Source organism: Glutamicibacter sp. AOP38-B1-38 (assembly GCF_052377485.1).
In the GTDB taxonomy this organism is placed as follows: Bacteria; Actinomycetota; Actinomycetes; order Actinomycetales; family Micrococcaceae; genus Glutamicibacter.
In genome coordinates this window covers 1-16026 of record NZ_JBQSWU010000045.1, presented here as the reverse complement: position 1 = coordinate 16026, position 16026 = coordinate 1, and the positions used below count along the sequence as shown (strand labels likewise).

General features: G+C 61.0%; 15 protein-coding genes. 8 read left to right on the top strand and 7 right to left on the bottom strand.

Annotation, left to right across the window (positions count from 1 at the left end; genetic code table 11):
- Nucleotides 1–135 precede the first annotated feature (135 nt).
- The 5 genes from ACT3TP_RS17745 to ACT3TP_RS17725 all read right to left on the bottom strand — a co-directional run bounded on the left by ACT3TP_RS17745 (nt 136) and on the right by ACT3TP_RS17725 (nt 4765).
- Nucleotides 136–1173, bottom strand: coding sequence for a metallophosphoesterase (locus ACT3TP_RS17745; RefSeq protein ID WP_096286183.1), 1038 nt, complete (start codon nt 1171–1173; stop codon nt 136–138).
- A 215-nt stretch (nt 1174–1388) separates the two neighbouring features.
- Nucleotides 1389–1646 carry a hypothetical protein gene (locus ACT3TP_RS17740; protein ID WP_096286185.1) on the bottom strand — a complete coding sequence of 86 codons (258 nt, stop codon included), beginning with the start codon at nt 1644–1646 and terminating at the stop codon, nt 1389–1391.
- A 157-nt stretch (nt 1647–1803) separates the two neighbouring features.
- Nucleotides 1804–3717, bottom strand: coding sequence for a metallophosphoesterase (locus ACT3TP_RS17735; RefSeq protein ID WP_444621195.1), 1914 nt, complete (start codon nt 3715–3717; stop codon nt 1804–1806).
- Nucleotides 3718–4074: 357 nt separating this feature from the next.
- Nucleotides 4075–4392, bottom strand: coding sequence for a heavy-metal-associated domain-containing protein (locus ACT3TP_RS17730; protein WP_444621194.1), 318 nt, complete (start codon nt 4390–4392; stop codon nt 4075–4077).
- A 43-nt stretch (nt 4393–4435) separates the two neighbouring features.
- Complete coding sequence (locus tag ACT3TP_RS17725; protein ID WP_444615597.1) at nt 4436–4765, bottom strand: metal-sensitive transcriptional regulator; 330 nt, start codon at nt 4763–4765, stop codon at nt 4436–4438.
- A 336-nt stretch (nt 4766–5101) separates the two neighbouring features.
- Here ACT3TP_RS17725 and ACT3TP_RS17720 point away from each other — a divergent pair, with 336 nt between their 5' ends.
- Nucleotides 5102–6244, top strand: coding sequence for a lipid II:glycine glycyltransferase FemX (locus ACT3TP_RS17720; RefSeq protein WP_444615598.1), 1143 nt, complete (start codon nt 5102–5104; stop codon nt 6242–6244).
- 14 nt (nt 6245–6258) lie between these two features.
- Complete coding sequence (locus ACT3TP_RS17715) at nt 6259–7533, top strand: carboxylate--amine ligase (RefSeq protein ID WP_444615600.1); 1275 nt, start codon at nt 6259–6261, stop codon at nt 7531–7533.
- A 38-nt stretch (nt 7534–7571) separates the two neighbouring features.
- Here the strand turns inward: ACT3TP_RS17715 and ACT3TP_RS17710 are convergent, their stop codons facing one another.
- A complete protein-coding gene (locus ACT3TP_RS17710) occupies nt 7572–8168 on the bottom strand; it encodes a CGNR zinc finger domain-containing protein (protein WP_444621193.1) in 597 nt (198 codons plus the stop codon).
- Nucleotides 8169–8262: 94 nt separating this feature from the next.
- Here ACT3TP_RS17710 and ACT3TP_RS17705 point away from each other — a divergent pair, with 94 nt between their 5' ends.
- From ACT3TP_RS17705 to ACT3TP_RS17690, 4 genes are all read left to right on the top strand, one after another.
- Entirely contained in the window at nt 8263–9321 is a 1059-nt protein-coding gene (locus tag ACT3TP_RS17705; RefSeq protein WP_096286199.1) for an LLM class flavin-dependent oxidoreductase, read from the top strand.
- 53 nt (nt 9322–9374) lie between these two features.
- Nucleotides 9375–10010, top strand: a complete 636-nt coding sequence (locus ACT3TP_RS17700; RefSeq protein ID WP_096286201.1) for a cysteine hydrolase family protein — start codon at nt 9375–9377, stop codon at nt 10008–10010.
- Nucleotides 10011–10110: 100 nt separating this feature from the next.
- The gene (locus ACT3TP_RS17695; RefSeq protein WP_096286203.1) at nt 10111–11355 is read left to right on the top strand and encodes a CynX/NimT family MFS transporter; all 1245 of its coding nucleotides are present in this window, start codon (nt 10111–10113) and stop codon (nt 11353–11355) included.
- 85 nt (nt 11356–11440) lie between these two features.
- Nucleotides 11441–12613 (top strand): histidine kinase, encoded by a 1173-nt coding sequence (locus tag ACT3TP_RS17690; RefSeq protein ID WP_096286205.1) that lies wholly within the window; start codon nt 11441–11443, stop codon nt 12611–12613.
- A gap of 478 nt (nt 12614–13091) precedes the next feature.
- Here ACT3TP_RS17690 and ACT3TP_RS17685 read toward each other — a convergent pair whose 3' ends face one another.
- A complete protein-coding gene (locus ACT3TP_RS17685) occupies nt 13092–14030 on the bottom strand; it encodes a DMT family transporter (RefSeq protein WP_444621192.1) in 939 nt (312 codons plus the stop codon).
- A gap of 71 nt (nt 14031–14101) precedes the next feature.
- Between ACT3TP_RS17685 and ACT3TP_RS17680 the strand changes: the two genes are divergently transcribed.
- Both ACT3TP_RS17680 and ACT3TP_RS17675 read left to right on the top strand, forming a co-directional pair.
- A complete protein-coding gene (locus ACT3TP_RS17680) occupies nt 14102–15031 on the top strand; it encodes a LysR family transcriptional regulator (protein ID WP_096286211.1) in 930 nt (309 codons plus the stop codon).
- 127 nt (nt 15032–15158) lie between these two features.
- On the top strand, nt 15159–15977 hold the full coding sequence (locus tag ACT3TP_RS17675; protein WP_096286213.1) for a PspA/IM30 family protein: 819 nt from the start codon (nt 15159–15161) through the stop codon (nt 15975–15977).
- Nucleotides 15978–16026 lie beyond the last annotated feature (49 nt).

Below are 16026 nucleotides of genomic sequence, written 5' to 3'. Positions count from 1 at the left end.
CCGGTTCATCACTCGCACCTTTGAGGAAGGTAGTTACCACTCTAGGGGCGGCAACTGTTTGGCTACTGTGTGCGCGGTGCCTATTCGCTTTGCATGCCGAGCGGTTATGCCACGGGCGCCGCTTCGTCGACGAAATCAGCCGGTGAAGGGAACGCGCTCCCAGCTGAGAATTTCTGCACCCTGTGCCGAGTTCGGCGCAACGCTCACGCGCAGCCACTCGCTTGAGGTTGCGGCACCCTCGACGGTGACCCGCTGCAAATTCGGAACCGGGTCGACACCGTAGACCTCTAGCCACGGTGAACCGGCGGCCAGCGGCGCATCTTCGTTGAACACGTGGCTGTCGCCATTGACCAGATACACCGGTCCGCCGAAGGCCGCTGATTCGTTGGCTAGGGCTTCGACAAACGACTTGAAGCCTGAAACGGATTCGGGGTTTGCCAGGGAATCATCCTCGAACCCCGGGGTGAACATATCTGCCTGGGTCATCACCACTACGGCGCGCGCCTGGGATCGTTTCGCATTGGCGAAGGTTTCGGCCAGTTGGTCGAGGTTTGCTTCGGTGCGCAGCGCGACTTCTTCCAGCTGTTCGGAAGTTGGTGCGGTCAGTCCGAGTCCAGCCCACGGGGCCAGGGAGTTATTGGATCCCTGGACGTTCACCACGGAGAAGGCGACACGGTTCTTCGTGAATTGGACGTTTTCCGGTAAACCGATGTCCGCCTGGGAATCTACCTGCATGGTGCCGCCCAGGGTCTTGTTTTCGACCGGGAAGAACATTTCACGCAGGGTATCCAATCGCTCCAGCGGGTTGTAGCCGCCGTTGTTGGCCCGGTGGCAGTCGACCCATTCGTTGTCGCCCGGGGTGAATACCAGCGGAGTTTGAAGCCGATCCAGTTCCTCCTTGACCAGGCTCAGGCGTTCGTCGGTGCATTTTTCGGAACCTGCCTTGATATCCCCGACATGGGCAATGAAACGAAGCTCGTCTTGCTCGTTAAGTTCGCTAACCATGTTGGGGAATTCGGCCAGTTGGGCTGCGCCGTAGGGGATGTCTCCAATGACGCCGAAGGTGTAAGCGGGGTCCGCGGACCCCGCGGAATTCGCAACTGCTGGGGCCGCTGGGGCGAGGAGAACTGCACAGGCCAAGGCGGCGAAGCCCTGAAGGAAACGAAAACGCATGAGGCACTCCTGTATTTCGGTGCGAGATGAGGCTGAAAGACCTCTGCCACACTATGAGGCAAGGGTTAATAGCCGGCAACGGAATCGTTGCAGGAGCGTGAAAACGAGCGCTCCTGGGCATGCGCTAGGCAGTCTTAACCAGCAGCGGCTACCGGACCCTACGGGGAATGTAGGAGCGGTAGCCGTTTGGCGCTTAGAGCAGCTGTTACCCGGGACTACTTCTTTTCCTGCGGGTCGGTCGCCAAGACTGCCTCGGTGTAGCGGCGCTCGAATTCCTCGGCGGAAACTGACTCGCGTTCCACTCGGAAAGAGGACTCAGGGATGCCAAGAACCGCCGCGATGAGGGTGCGGGTGTATCCGGCAATCTTGCGGGACTTCCGGGTGGAGGTGACGTGGTCCAGCTCCGGGACCCAGATGTTCCACCAGCCGGCTTGCTTGCCCACCACCGCGTGGAATACTCGTTGCTCGTTCATCTGTTGTCCTACTTTCATGGATGCACCAACCGTGAGTCCAGCTAGAGGTAATTGCTTAGAGCAGGCAGCCACCTGCACGCCGCCTGCTCTAATGTTCTATCATCGGTGGCCTCTGCGCCAAGACAACTTGCGCCACCTGGCAGCAATTGGCCTGTGGCTACTTCGCCAACGGCGCGCCGTCCTGGCTGACCGGGAAGGTCACCACATCGTCGTATACGCGTCGTTCGGTGCGTTCAAGCTGGTATTCCGAATCCAACTTCGGGAAGACGTATACCGGGGTCAATGTGAGCTCTGCTCCCTTGGCCTTCTTCGCGATGTCGATTTGCAGGTGTCCGTAGTGCAGACCGCCGGATACGAGCTGCGCTTCGCCATTTTCGTCCTCTTCCCAGGTCTCTGGCTGGTCTGCCGGCGCTGACCACTGCGAGTGCGAGTTGAAGCGCAATGGTTCGTACTCGCCCTGGGCATTCTGCACCAGCTTTTCACCGCGCAGGCCGTCGGCGGCCACGCCCACATCATAGGAGTGGAAGCCTCGGCCGTCGCCGTCCGCGTCAACCCAAGAACGCTCGAACATCTCGTCATGGCCGGAGATGACCGCGGCGACCCCGTGTTCCTCGAACATTGGCGAGTACGCGCGCATTGCGGTGCCGGACTGGTTGTCGGGGTGCTCATGGTTCGGCGGGGTGCCGTGCACGCCGTTGGAATAGGCGGCATGGTGGAACTGGACGAGCACAATCTGGCCGTCGGCGCGGGCTTCGGCCAATTGCTTCTCGGCCCAGTCCCATTGGGCCGACCCGGCATCCATATTCGGCAGGTCAACATCTTGCTCGGTTGAGCCGGGGAATAGATCCTTGAAGCCCTGAACATAGGATTCAAAGGTGAACTGGCCTTGGGTGTCGGTGGACTGGTTCTCAGCGGTCAGATTGGTGTCGTCCCCAGAGAATTTTTCGCCGGACAAGGTGCCGGTGCTGGTGTTCTCATCGGGTCGGCCATTGGTGGAGTCCAAGGTCAGGACCGTGACCGGCCCATGATCCACCCGGTAGTAGGAACCCTTGTATTCGGGGTGCTCCGGGTCCTGCGGCAAGGAGAAATAATCCAGGAAGCGGTTGCGTGAAATTACCGCGGGGGTGCGGTCTGCGTCCGAACCGTAGCCACCGTTCAGGGCCGCATAGGTTTCCCAATTGCCCAATGCCGGAAGCAACGGAACGTTGGAGGCCAGATCCGAGTGTTCACCGGCAACATGTCCGAAGAACTCATCCCATGCTGGCTGGTATCCCGAGCCCTGCGTCAGGTCCCCGGCCATCATGACCAGATCCGGGTTGGCGGCCTGAACATGCCTGAGATTTTCGTTGAAGGCGGTGGACTGGTCCAGCGGATAGCGCAAGGTCGGCTGGCCATAGCGGGTGGTCATTCCAAAAGTCTCGGCCCACTTTGAATCGGTGCTCGGGCGCTGCAAGGACTCGGAGGTATATCCGTTGACCGGGGAAAGCTCCCATTCACGGTGCTCGGTGCGTCCGCGAGGTTCGGTCTCCGAGTCGGAGAAGGCAACAATGCGGATGTTCTTCCAGGATTTTCCATCTGGCGCTGTTTCGAAAGCGGCAGTATGCCTCTGACCCGATTGGGTGACCGTGTAGTCGTATTTCTTGCCTGGTTTGAGATCTTCGATGGTCACCGAGTGCTTGTAATTGGAATTCGACTTCAGCCAGGTGCCCTGTTCAAGTCCGGGGATCTGCTGCTCGAGTTCGGCCTGGGTGTACTCCATCAAGTCCAGGTATTCAGGCTCGCTGCTTTGGACGCTGCTATTTCCTTTGCCCGGCTGGTTGCCGAGTCCTGGTCCCTGCACGGACAGCGAGCCCGGTTGGTTTGTTTCGCTGATCCAGTTGATGGTCATCGAGGTCGCGCCTGGAGCCTGCAGGTAGGGCAGAACACGAAATCCGGGTTCTGGAGATTTGGCGGTGGACGCCGGGAAGGACATGGGGGCGCTGGCTGGCAGGGCTGCCGCCGGTGTAGCAGGCGCGATGGCCAGCGGGAGCAGAACGGCGGCCGCGAGCGCGACGGCGGTGGGCTTGTGCATGAGCAATTCTCCTGTGCGAGTGTGATCGCCCGAGTTGGCGGGCAATACCTCGAGGATGCACAGCGCGAATGGACAAAACGTGCACGGAAGGAGTCGAAGAGGTGAACCTGCCCGGTGATCCTAGTGCCCGGACATTGAGTTGCTTTCCTGTCGCAGGGATTGGGGGCAGCGCGCTGCCCCAATGAGACCGGCCGAGATCGGTTGCACGCCTTGCCGCGTAGGCCTCAAGCGTTGCCTCCACGAAATCGGCTCAGAGCAGATGCAGGGACTCTGCAAAGCAACAGGTTCGAGTCGGCTTTTTACGTGGCGGGCTCCTCAGAGCTTGGATCGAGGCGCCCGGTCAGGCACCACGAGTCGCTAGTTGCCGACGGATTCGAGGGTATACCCAGCTTCTTCGACGGCCTGGCGAATCGTCTCTTGCCCCACGGCGCCGCTGGTGCTGATGATTGCAGTTGAGACCCCCTTCGCGTCCAAGATGATCTCGACGTTCTGGACCTCGGGGATTCCTTTGAGTTCTTCGGTTACCGAAGAGACGCAATGACCGCAAGTCATTCCCGAGATCTTCAGTTCGGTATGACTGATGATGGGCGTAGCCTCCGGACGCGGAATGATCTGCAGCCCCTGGCTGGTGGGCTTTGAATTATCGGAACATCCGCAGTTGCAGGCATGGCTCATGTTTGGATCTCTTTCGTTGAAAAGGGTGGAAAGTCTTCGAGGATTAGCGCAGCAACCGGGAGATGGCTGCGGTGGCTTCGGAGATCTTGACCTGAACGATGCTCGCATCCCCGGATTGGATTGACTCTTCGGCGGCACCCACCACGCAGTGGCCGATATGGTCTTCGACTAGTTGAAGGCTGACCTTGTGCAAAGCCGCGTTGATGGCCGAGATCTGGGTGAGAATATCAATGCAATATTTGTCCTCATCCACCATGCGGGCAACACCGCGCACCTGTCCTTCGATACGGTTCAGGCGCTTTCGCAACGCCTCCTTTTCGGGAGTGTACCCGTGGGGTGCCGTGGGTTGCGCCTGCTTAGTTTGAGAGTCCATACATCAATAATACCCCCGAGGGGTATTATTTGCACGTGACCTCGATGGTGACTTTCGGCAAGAAACTTACTTGCCGAACTGAGTCTCCGCATGAGTTCCTCTGGCTCGTTGCCTGCCCCTGGAAATCATGTGCCAGGCGTGCCCTGCAAGTTCTGTCCGCTAGGGCTCACGTCTGCAACTGGTTTCCGGCAAGAGCACGTGTCCAATTGCTCACAGCCTGGCACCGCGCATCAGCTGGTCTGTGCCAATGATCCTGCGAGTGATCTTCGGCGCGAGGGCCGCTGGCGGTATGTCTCATCCCGAGGGTGGTGCGTAAACCACGATAGGCTTCTACGTGTGAGCCACAATGAACTTCGCGTGCGTCCGATATCCAGCACCGAGCACTCCGCGTTCCTTGCTACCGCGCAAGATGTCAGCTTCCTTCAGCGTCCCGAATGGGCACAGGTCAAGGGAGGCTGGCGGGGGGAATCGCTCGGTTGGTTCGATAGCGACACCCTGGTTGGAGTCGCGTTGGTCCTGCACCGCCACGCGCCGGTGATCAAAAAGACCCTCGCCTACATTCCCGATGGCCCGGTCATTGATTTCGCAACATATGACCCGCAGGCTGTGCTTTCCATACTCGCTAGCTATCTGAAAGACCGCGGTGCCTTTCAGCTGCGCCTCGGCCCGGGGCTGACGGTGCGCACCTGGGGTGCGGCGGCTGTGCGAAAAGCATTTGGCAAGGAAGAGCTCGCTTCACTAGCGGACCTGGAAACCGTGTCGGTCAATGAAGAAGCCCATAAGCTCAACGAGGCGCTCGGCGACTTGGGGTTCACCAAGCAGGACGTCGGAATGGACTTCGCCGCCGGGCAGCCGGAGTACGTGGCACGGGTTGCGTTGCAAGATAACGCGGGGAACCAGCTGGATACCGACCAGGTAATGGCTTCCTACTCCTCATCCACCCGCAACGAAACGCGCAAGTCGCTCAAGAGCGAGCTGAAGGTTGAAATCGGGGAAACCCAGGACATGGCACGCTTCCATGCCCTGTATAACCACACGGCCGAACGCCAAGAGTTCACCGGTCGCCCGCTGAGCTATTTCGAAAAGATGCACACGGTGCTTAATGCCGCGGTACCCGGCTCCTGCACCCTGTACATCGCCAGCCACGAAGGCGTAGACCTGGCCTCGGCTATCGTGCTGCGCTCAAGCAACCTTGCCTGGTACCTCTATGGAGCCTCGTCTTCGGAACAGCGCAAGCTCTTCGCCCCCAAGGCATTGATGCATCACATGATTTCGGATTCCTCCGACGCCGGATGCCGGTACCTGGACCAAGGTGGCGTCAGTGCCACCTTGGATGGGGCGCACCATCTGGCAGGTCTGACCAAATTCAAGACCAACACCGGCTGCGACATTGTGCAAACCAATGGCGAATGGGATCTTGCGCTGAATAAGCCGCTTGCCTGGGCATTTGAGAAGTACATGAACTGGCGAAAGAAGTAGGAACCAAAAACCTTATGGCAATCGATAATTCTCAGCCATTCGTTCCCGTTATCCTCGGCGGAGATATCGGCACCTATACCCTCGCCCGCGAATTCTATGAGGCGTACCAGGTGCGCTCGGTCGTGGTCCCTGCCTCAGGCAATGGCGTCATTGAGCACTCGGTGGCTATCGAACTGCATCCCATTGGGTCCATGGTTGATCAGGGGCGGGTAGTAGAAGAACTCATCGCCCTGGCCAAAGAGCTTAACGCCGAAACGGCTCGACCGCTGATGCTCTTTGGTTCCCTCGATTTCCATATCATGCTGATCGCCGAGCACCGTGCGGTGTTGAGCGAGTATTTTGTCATCCCCTACCCGGAATTGGGAACAATCGAAGGCGCCGCGCTGAAGGAAAACTTCTACGCGCTCGCCGACCGGCTGGGAATTGCCCACCCGCGGACCGCCGTCTACCGTGCCGGAGATGACCTGCAGGAGTTGGCGCAGTCGCTGACCTTCCCGCTGATCGGCAAGCCCTCGAGCTCGGGGGACTGGATTGCCGCCAAGTTCGAAGGCAAGCAGAAAATCCACACCCTGCAGAGCATCGACGAACTTGAGGACCTGCTGACTCGTATCGACGCGAGCGGCTACACCTCGGGATACATCCTGCAGGAATATATCCCCGGTTCGGATGACGCGATGCGTCTGTGCACTTATTTCGCTACTCAGGACAAGAAGGTCATCTTCGCCGGATACGGCGAGGTGGTGGTCGAAGAGCACGCGCCGCTGGTGCTGGGCAATTCCGCAGCCATCGTCACCGGGCAGCATGACCAGATGTCCCAAGATGGCGCCCGCCTGCTCGAAGAGCTCGGCTGGCAGGGGATCGCGATGATCGATGCCAAATACGACCACCGCGATGGATCCATCAAATTCTTTGAAATTAATCCTCGTCTGGGACGCAATCATTATTATCTGACGGCGGCCGGAGTCAATCCTGCGCGTTTTTACGTCACCGAATTCTTGGGCGTCGAGTTTGACCGCTCTGACCCGCATACCAATGCGGTCATCGATACGGGAATCGGAATCTTGCAGCTAAGCCGCCAGCAACTTTTTACCGTGCTCCCGCACCATTTGCTGCGGCGCTTCTTGGATAGCGAAACCGGGCAGAAGGCCGCCGCATTGCTGAAGGCGGGGAAGGTTTCCAACCCGCTGAAATTCAAAGCAGAGAAGCACCCTCGCCGGAAGTTCTATCTGCTGCTCAATGCGGTCAACCACTACCGCAAGTACAAGAAATTCCCGCCGCGTAGCTTGTAAGTATCTACGTTCGGCAGTTGTCAGCCTAGGCCTTGAGCCTAGGCTGAGCTCTTTAACGCCTTCTCGCGCTTGCGCGCGTACGCACGAGCAGCGCGGACTCGGTCCCCGCAGCGGGTCGAGCACCACTGCCGGCGTCCATGGGTCCTCAGCAAGAACCGCTGGCAGGGCTCGGCTTCGCATTGCGCCAGCAACGCTGACTCTTCCGAAGCTAAAAGCGCCGCGGCATCTTCGGCGATCACCGACATCGCATATTCCACCAGACGGGTCACCGGGTGCTCGGTCGATCGGTGGAACCCGGTGTCGGGGGAGTAGCGCAGCAGTGGAATATGCGGGGCCGCGGTGAGTGCCTTGTTCAGCCGATCCAGGATCTGCGGGTCGAATGACTGCCCCGCCGCGCAACTGGAGAAGGCTTCGCGCAAGTCTGCGCGCAATCCGCTGAGCCTGTTCTGGCAATAGGACTGCAAAGCGGCATCTTCGTCGACCAGCTCGCGTTCCTTGAGCCATGAGGTGGTTTCCTCTGGGGAGTCCAGCTCGTCGACAATCCTCCCGCCGGGTAGGTGGATCACGCTGTTGACCAGATCGATGCTCAGGTGCTTTTGTGTGCCGGGGGCTGGGGGTAGCAATGCTTCGGACATACTTCTCATGGTATCAGTAGATATTTATCGTGAGGGCGTGTTACCTTAGTATCACGCTATAAGTCGATTTTATCCGTGATAAAGAGGTTGTATTTTGTACCCCGCACCAAAGTTTGGATCCGCACCCTTTGCGCTCAATGCCCATACCGGTGGCAGCGTTGGAGTGGGACGCACCGCCCAAGAAGGCTTTAGCTCGCTGATCAAGCTCGCACGAAGAGCCGACGAACTGGGATACCACCGCTTCTGGATGTCCGAGCACCACGCGATGCCAGGTCTGGCGGTGTCCTCACCGCCGCTGGTGCTCTCGCGCCTGACCGCAGAAACCGAGCGAATCCGGCTGGGCGCCGGCGGCGTGATGCTCCCGAACCACGCACCGCTAGTCATCGCTGAGCAATTCGGAACGCTGGACGCGCTGGCCCCGGGCCGCATCGATCTCGGGCTCGGCAGGGCACCGGGCACCGATCATGCAACGGCCGCCGCGCTGCGCCGGGGCGAAGGAGCGAATGACAACTTCGCCCAGCAGGTTGCCGAGCTGATGGGATTCATGAATGACGACTTCCCCGAGGGGCATCACTACAGCACCGTCCATGCGGTCCCGGGTCCGTGGCAGGCCAAGGAAAACCGGGTTCAGCACCCGCAGCTCACTCCCGAGCTTTGGATGCTCGGCTCCTCGCCGTACTCCGCTCAACTGGCTGCAAGGCTTGGCCGCCCCTACGCCTTCGCCCTGCAATTCGGGGATGCCGACATCGATACCGCCATGCGCATCTACCGGGACAATTTCGAACCCTCCGAAGTGCTCGATGCGCCCTACTCCATGGTCAGCGTCACCGCGGTGGTCGACGAAGACCCGAACGAGGCCAAGCGCCAAGCTTCCAGCATGGCCATGGCAATGCTGCGCATGTTCAAGCGCGAATCCTTCACGCTGCTTTCCCCCGAAGAGGTCGCGGCCTTCGACGGAACACTCAACGAACGGTCCATCATCGAGATGTACACCGAACGCGCATTCACCGGCACCGCGGCCACCGTAGCAGGTCGCCTCGAAAGGCTCCAGGAGCAAACCGGAGTTGACGAGATCATGCTGGTCATTGGGACCTACTCGGCAGAGGCGGAGATCAACACCCTGGAACTGCTGGCCAAGCACTACGGCGCATAGGCCGCCTGCATCCGACTCAATCGCTTTACCCGACAGAATAACCAGGAGAAAATATGAACACCCCACGCCGTGCCCTGATTGTCATCGACGTCCAGCAGGAATACTTCGAAGGCCTGCTGCAGATCCAGTACCCGCCACGCGAACAGTCCCTGGCCCGCACCGCCCAGGCGATCGACGCCGCGCAGAGCGCCGGAATTCCGGTATATATCGTGCAGCACCAGCTCCCGGCCGAAGCACCCGTATTCGCAGATGGTTCGGCAACCTTCGAATTGAACCCGGAAATCGCACGGCGTGCAGACAAGGCCGCGAAGGTCTTCACCAAGGCCTACGCCAGCGTTTTTGCGGGCACCGAGCTGGAAAGCTGGCTGCGCGAAAATGAGATCGACACGATCGCGGTGACCGGATACATGACGAACAACTGCGTGCTCGGCTCCGTGGCCGCCGCAGAACCCCTGGGCTTCAAGGTTGAGGTGCTCTCGGACGCAACCGGCGCCATCAACATCAGCAACGAAGCGGGTTCCGCCAGCGCGCAACAGGTCCACGAAACCTTGATGGCGCTGCTGCACTCCAACTGGGCTGCGGTGGCAACCACCGAGGCATGGATCGGCGCGCTCGACGCGGGCGCAACGCTGGAGGCGAGCAACCTGGTCGTCTCGGCGATGGAAGGCCAGAAGCAGCACCGGCAGTAGCTTGGCAAACAGGCGGCGTGAACTTGACAGTTCACGCCGCCTGTTGCGTAAGAGGTCATCAAGGGCCAGTTACCCGATGTTCGCTGGCTAGGATGAAGCCATGGACTCCAAACACCCGGTACTGCCCAAGGGCTTCGGCGCGCTGCTGATCATCGCCCTGGTATTTGCGGCATTGAACCTGCGCCCGGCGGTCACCTCACTTGGTTCGCTGCTGGACCCGGTCATTGACGGTCTGGCCATGAATGGCTTCGTCGCCGGGCTCATCACCGGAGTTCCGCCCCTTTGCTTCGCGGTGCTCGGGCCGCTGGCACCCAAGCTGGCCGGAAAACGTGGCCCAGAAGTAGTCGTGATCGCCGCAATGCTGGCAATTCTTCTTGGTCTGGCTTTGCGTTCTGTGGCGCCCAATACCTGGGTGTTCTTCATCTTTACCGCGGTGGCGCTGGCCGGCATCGCGGTCGGAAATATCCTGATGCCGGTGCTCGTCAAGCGCTGGTTTCCCACAAAAATCGGCATAGTCACCGGTGCCTACACCACCGCGGTGGCCCTCGGCGCCTCGGTGGTCGCAACCGTCGCGGTGCCTGTCAACGATGCAGTGGGCGGCGCCTGGCGAAGAGGACTGGGGATTTGGGCGATCCTTGCGATGATTGCGGTATTCATCTGGGTCGTAGTCTTTTTCGGGTTGCGCAATCAGATCGCGCAGCGCCAGCTGCCTTCCTCGAACCTATCCGTCGCCGCCTCGGAGATCGGGCCGATGAGCCGCAACGCCACCGCGTGGTGGGTGGCACTCTTTTTTGGTGCGCAATCCACCGTCGCCTATATCCTCATGGGGTGGGCGCCGAAGATTTTCACCGACTTCGGCGTGGATCCAGCGTATTCCGGGGCACTGCTCGGGGTAATCCTCGGCGTCGGGGTGCCGCTGTCCTTCGTCATGCCGGCGCTCGCAGCAAGGTTCTCGCATCAGGGGCCGCTGGTGATTATCAATGGCATCGCCGGGATACTTGCGGTGATCGGCATATTCATCGCGCCGGTGCAGGGAGCCTTTATTTGGGCGGCGCTTTTAGGCATCTGCGGTTCGAGCTTCCCGCTGGCGCTGACCATGATCGGGCTCAAGGCGCATACCGCCGCTGGGGTGAGCAAGCTTTCCACCTTCGGGCAATCGGTGGGCTACCTGATCGCAATTCCCGGGCCCTTCCTCGTCGGGGCCCTGCACGAGGTGACCAATTCCTGGACCACGCCGCTCTTGCTGATCGCTGCGGTGATCATTTTCCAGACGTTCACCGGCATCATGGCGGGCCGGCCTCGATTCGTCGAGGACAACGGAACCCCAATTCGCATCGATGCCTAGCCCGCCAAGAGCTTTCCGGATCGGTTGACCTGCCATCGGCGACTTGGATCCCGAGGTTTGGGCGGGAGAGACATAGACTGAGGCAGTGGAAGAAAACGGCAGCCTGCGCATCAGTAAGAGTCTCTGGGCAGCGGCCATATTTCTGGCCGTCATGCTCCTCTGCCTCGTTGGCGATCCCGCAGGGTGGGGACAATCTCCTGACCCTGCAGGCTTAGTCGCCGCCGGTATTTTTGCCGTCGGGTTCGCCGTCCTTTCCGTACTGCAAGACGGTTTTCCGCGTGTGATCATGTTCATCGCAGCTCTGGGGATCTGTGCCTGGCTCACGCTTGAACTGCCGCATATCGCACTAGTGATCCCCATGCTTTATTTTCTCGCGGGGACAGCTCGCGCCGGGCACCGCACCTTCGCGTTGCTCAGCGCGACGGGCATCCTGATCTTCGGCATGACGCTACAGCTGATCCAGCGGCAGGCGCCCGCAGAAATCTTCGGCTATGAGCTGCTGGCCTTCGCCGCGCTGGCGCTGCTGGCCGTTGCCTTCGGAGAACTGCGGGAAAACCGCAAGATCCTGGGTGAGCACATGGAACAGCTCGAGAACGTCGCCCGCCGGGCGTCGAACGCGGAAACAGAACAGCAGCAGTTGATCAAACGCGCACGGGTGACCTATCAGCTTCATGACGAGATTGCCCACAATCTCGCGGTGGCTTCGTTGCATACTAATGCGGCCCTCGACTCCGAGCTGACCGATACCAGCACGGCATTGCGCCTGATCCATGTGCGCCAGGCGGTGACCGGGGCGTTAACGGCCCTGCGCCGTACCTTCGATGCCTTGGGGCATCAAGAACTTCCCGAGGAATTATCCGCCACCCTCGAAGATGTCGAACGCATTGCCACATCCCTGCGCGACGCCGGAATCGAGGTGAGCATCCATAGCTCCGGGCTTGGGCACACCGCGAATTTCCCGCAGCTAGCCATGCGGATTATCCGCGAGGCCGCCACAAACGCGGTTAAGCATGCGGATCCGAGCGAAATAGTTATTTGGATCCGCGAAAATGATGATGAGAACCAGACTCCGCATTGGACCGTGTCGGTGCGCAATAACGGTGTTCCTAGGCCCAATCCGCAAGCCCGTCCCGGGCAGGGCCTGACCCGATTGCGTACGGCAACCGAAGAGGACGGCGGAACCATAGAGTGGGGACGGCTGGGTTCGAACTACCTGCTCTCGGCAACCGTGCGCAAAGAAAATGAGCAGAAACCCTAGCCTCCAGGCCCGCCAATGGAAGCCAGTAGTTCGCCGGAATGCCGCCACCTGCCTTTGGGCAGCTGCACCTGGATCTTCCCTAGTGAAGCCCGAGCCAAAGTAGCTATAGCCGGGTTCGAAAACCGGGCGTAGAGTGAAGGCACCAAACGATGCGGCACTTGCGACAGCGCGGGGCTCGCACAAACTATGGGAGGTCGAGATGGGCGATTTTCGGGCATACACCATGGAGGAACGGGCCACATATTTGGCACCGTCTTGCGCGCGCTGCGGGCAGCACCGGCATGTGGTGTGGGAGAAGGTCAAGGACACCGAAACATATCTTCCACGCGATGCCGGGTGCTCAAATGAGGCCTGCACCGCCTAGCGGATGACCATTCGGTGCCTCTCCGCAGCGCCATTTCGTGCCGCCGCGGGGCTGTGGGCACCCCATTGCCTTGCCGGGCCGGCAAGTTTTCCCGGCCCGGGGCATCTTGCACGATCATTTATAGGCCACCGGGGCTGGGGCCTGCGGGCGGCTCGGTCCGCTAGCCCGCCAGCGCCGCTCGGCACGGGCGCCCCACCAGGTGGCAAAGAGCAGCACCGCGGCACCAGTGTATCCGAGTGCGCCGATGCGCTCGCCTGCAAGAAGCACCCCGACCAGCAGCGCCCATCCGGGTTCGGTGCCAAGCAGCATGCCCGCCCGTGATGCCGAGGTGTGCTTTGTCGCCCACAGCTGCCCGAGGAACGCGAAGATGGTGCAGCCGAGGCAGAGATAGCCAATGGTGAGCCAATTTGCGGCACTGAAGTCGGGTAGATGCTCCAGCAGCGAACTTCCGCCCCACGCGGCAAAGATGGCCGCGCCAAATACGATCTCCATCGTGGTCAAGCCCAGCACGTCGGCGTTCTTGCCGACGGTGAACCGCGCCTCGGCCACACCGAGCAGGGCGCGGGTTGCCGCCGCGGCGAGCATCAGTCCGTCGCCGAGGTTGAACTCGGAAAAACTCTGCCCGCCCACGAGCAGCATGATCCCGATCAGGGCAAGCAGAATGCTTGCGACCAGCGAGGGGGAGAGCCGTCTTTTGGTGAGTGCGGATTCGAGGATCGGGGTGAGCAGGATGGACAGGGCGATGATGAGCCCTGCGTTTGTGGCGCTGGTGAGCGTGACCCCGATGGTTTCCAGTGCGATGGTCGCCGCGCGAAGCGTGCCCAGCATCATGCCAGGAAGGGCCGAATCCCGGAGTCGGAACTGGGGGCGGGCCAGATGCACGCACAACAGGATCGCGGCCGAGGGGAGGAACCGGGCGCACATCACCGCGGCGGCCGAGGAGGCCGCCGCCAGGTCTTGGGTTGCCAGATAGCTCCCGCCCCACATGATTGCGACGACCAGGAGCACCAGATCGGGAAGGGCGCGGCGAAGGCGGGGAAAAGCGGAGGTCATGCTTTTACGGTAGAGCGGCATTCTATGCAGAACAACGGGCAGTATCTTCACCATCGCGTAAGCTGAGCTTCATGGAAGTGCATCATCTTCGAACTCTTCGGGAGCTCAGGGACCGGGGCTCGGTCACCGCCGTGGCGCAGGCGCTGCATCTGTCTGCCTCCGCCGTGTCCCAACAGCTCGCTTCGCTGCAGCGAAGCGTTCAACTGCCGCTGACCGAGCAGCGCGGACGCGTGCTGGTGCTCACTCCCGCGGGGGAGCGGCTGGCGGATGCCGGCGGCGAGGTGCTCGAATCCCTGGCTCGCGCGGAGAACTCGGTGGCGGACTATCTCCTGGCGCGCCGCGAACCGGTTTCGGTCACCGCCTTCCACAGCGCCGGCCTGGCCTGGTTTCCGCCGCTGATCGCCAGCAGCCTGGCCGACCCCGAGGGGCCGGCGGTGCGCTGCCGTGACGAGGATGTATCGATCAACGGTTTCATCGATTTGGTCGGCGACCACGATGTGGTGATCGCCCACCGCCCGCTGGCCTCGGATCCCTGGCCGGGCCAGCGGGTGCATGTCACCCCGGTGCTGCAGGAGCCGATTGACTTGGCGATCCACCGGGAGCATCCGCTGGCGAAGCAGCAGACGGTGAGCCTGGCGGATCTGGTGGGGGAGACCTGGGTCGCGGCCCATGAGGGCTTCGCGCTGGAGCCGCTCCTCGTCCAGGCGATGTTTGCCAGCGCGGGTACGCCGATCCAGATCACGCACCGGGTGAATGAGTTCAATCTGGTGGCGGCCATCATCGCCGAGACTCGCATGGTGGGACTGCTGCCGCGGTACACCGGATTGATTCCATACTTCCGGGAGCACGTGGTGCTGCGCCCGATCCGGTCACTGGCCCTGGGTCGGCACATCGATGTGCTGACCAGGCCGGAGGCGCAATCCCGGGTGAGCACGCGCAGCGTGATCGAGCGCATTGTCAAAATTGCCGAGGAGACCCGCCGCCAGGCCGAGAGCCGCTAGCGAGCTACCCCGGCCCCGGGCGGAGCCGGGAAAACACGCTCGACGCACCGCGGAATCTTGACGCGCAGTTTAGCGCTGGGTGCCGCGTCGCATAGAGTTAAAGCTGCGGTTAACGAAGGGACGCACCATGGCCAAGAAACGCTCAATTTGGGCCCGTATTTTCGGGATCGGCAAAGCCAACGCCAATGCGGCACTCGACGCGCTCGAAGATCCGCAGAAGATGCTGGACCAGCAGGTCCGCGACTACACCAACAACATTGCCCAAGCAGAATCGGCGGTGGCTCAGACCATCGGCAATCTGCGCATGGCCGAGGACGACCAGGCCAAGGCGATGGAAGAGGTCAAGTCCTGGGGCAAGAAGGCGCTTGCGGCCTCGAATAAGGCCGAAGAGTTCTCCACCGCCGGGGACTCCGCCAATGCGCAGAAGTTCAATCAGCTAGCCACCGTCGCGATTCAGCGCCAGATGGCGGCGGAGAAGAAGGTCAAGGACCTCGCTCCGCGCATCGCCTCCCAGCGTGAGGTGGTGGCCAAGCTCAAGGACGGACTGAACACCATGGGCGCCAAGCGCGTGGAACTTGTCGCCAAGCGTGATGAGCTCGTCGCCCGTGCCCGCAATGCGAAGACCCAGGGCCAGATGATGGAGACCCTGAAGGCCTTGGACTTGAATGATCCGACCTCGGAGATCAGCCGCTTCGAAGATAAGATCCGCCAGGACGAGGCGAAGGTCCGCGGTGCTTCGGAACTTGCGGCCTCCTCGCTCGACTCGCAGTTCGCCGCGCTGGAAGATTTGGGTGAAGAAACCGAGATCGAGGCCCGACTTGCGGCGATGAAGGGCGAGCAGAACGTGCTCGATGAATCCCCAGCGCCGCAAGCCGTTGAATCCCAGGCTCCGCAGATGTCTGAAATCGAGGCTCGGCTGGAAGCCATGAAGAAGAACCAAGCCTAGTCTTAAAATGAATGCTGGCCTCGGGGCGACGCGGATATACCCGTCGGCC

What these genes read in the sequence shown, in the direction of transcription:
- ACT3TP_RS17725 (WP_444615597.1), bottom strand. Translation starts at nt 4,765, where the DNA reads ATGGACTCTCAAACTAAGCAGGCGCAACCCACGGCACCCCACGGGTAC.
- ACT3TP_RS17740 (WP_096286185.1), bottom strand. Translation starts at nt 1,646, where the DNA reads ATGAACGAGCAACGAGTATTCCACGCGGTGGTGGGCAAGCAAGCCGGC.
- ACT3TP_RS17715 (WP_444615600.1), top strand. Translation starts at nt 6,259, where the DNA reads ATGGCAATCGATAATTCTCAGCCATTCGTTCCCGTTATCCTCGGCGGA.
- ACT3TP_RS17730 (WP_444621194.1), bottom strand. Translation starts at nt 4,392, where the DNA reads ATGAGCCATGCCTGCAACTGCGGATGTTCCGATAATTCAAAGCCCACC.
- ACT3TP_RS17695 (WP_096286203.1), top strand. Translation starts at nt 10,111, where the DNA reads ATGGACTCCAAACACCCGGTACTGCCCAAGGGCTTCGGCGCGCTGCTG.
- ACT3TP_RS17675 (WP_096286213.1), top strand. Translation starts at nt 15,159, where the DNA reads ATGGCCAAGAAACGCTCAATTTGGGCCCGTATTTTCGGGATCGGCAAA.
- ACT3TP_RS17700 (WP_096286201.1), top strand. Translation starts at nt 9,375, where the DNA reads ATGAACACCCCACGCCGTGCCCTGATTGTCATCGACGTCCAGCAGGAA.
- ACT3TP_RS17735 (WP_444621195.1), bottom strand. Translation starts at nt 3,717, where the DNA reads ATGCACAAGCCCACCGCCGTCGCGCTCGCGGCCGCCGTTCTGCTCCCG.
- ACT3TP_RS17680 (WP_096286211.1), top strand. Translation starts at nt 14,102, where the DNA reads ATGGAAGTGCATCATCTTCGAACTCTTCGGGAGCTCAGGGACCGGGGC.
- ACT3TP_RS17710 (WP_444621193.1), bottom strand. Translation starts at nt 8,168, where the DNA reads ATGTCCGAAGCATTGCTACCCCCAGCCCCCGGCACACAAAAGCACCTG.
- ACT3TP_RS17685 (WP_444621192.1), bottom strand. Translation starts at nt 14,030, where the DNA reads ATGACCTCCGCTTTTCCCCGCCTTCGCCGCGCCCTTCCCGATCTGGTG.
- ACT3TP_RS17745 (WP_096286183.1), bottom strand. Translation starts at nt 1,173, where the DNA reads ATGCGTTTTCGTTTCCTTCAGGGCTTCGCCGCCTTGGCCTGTGCAGTT.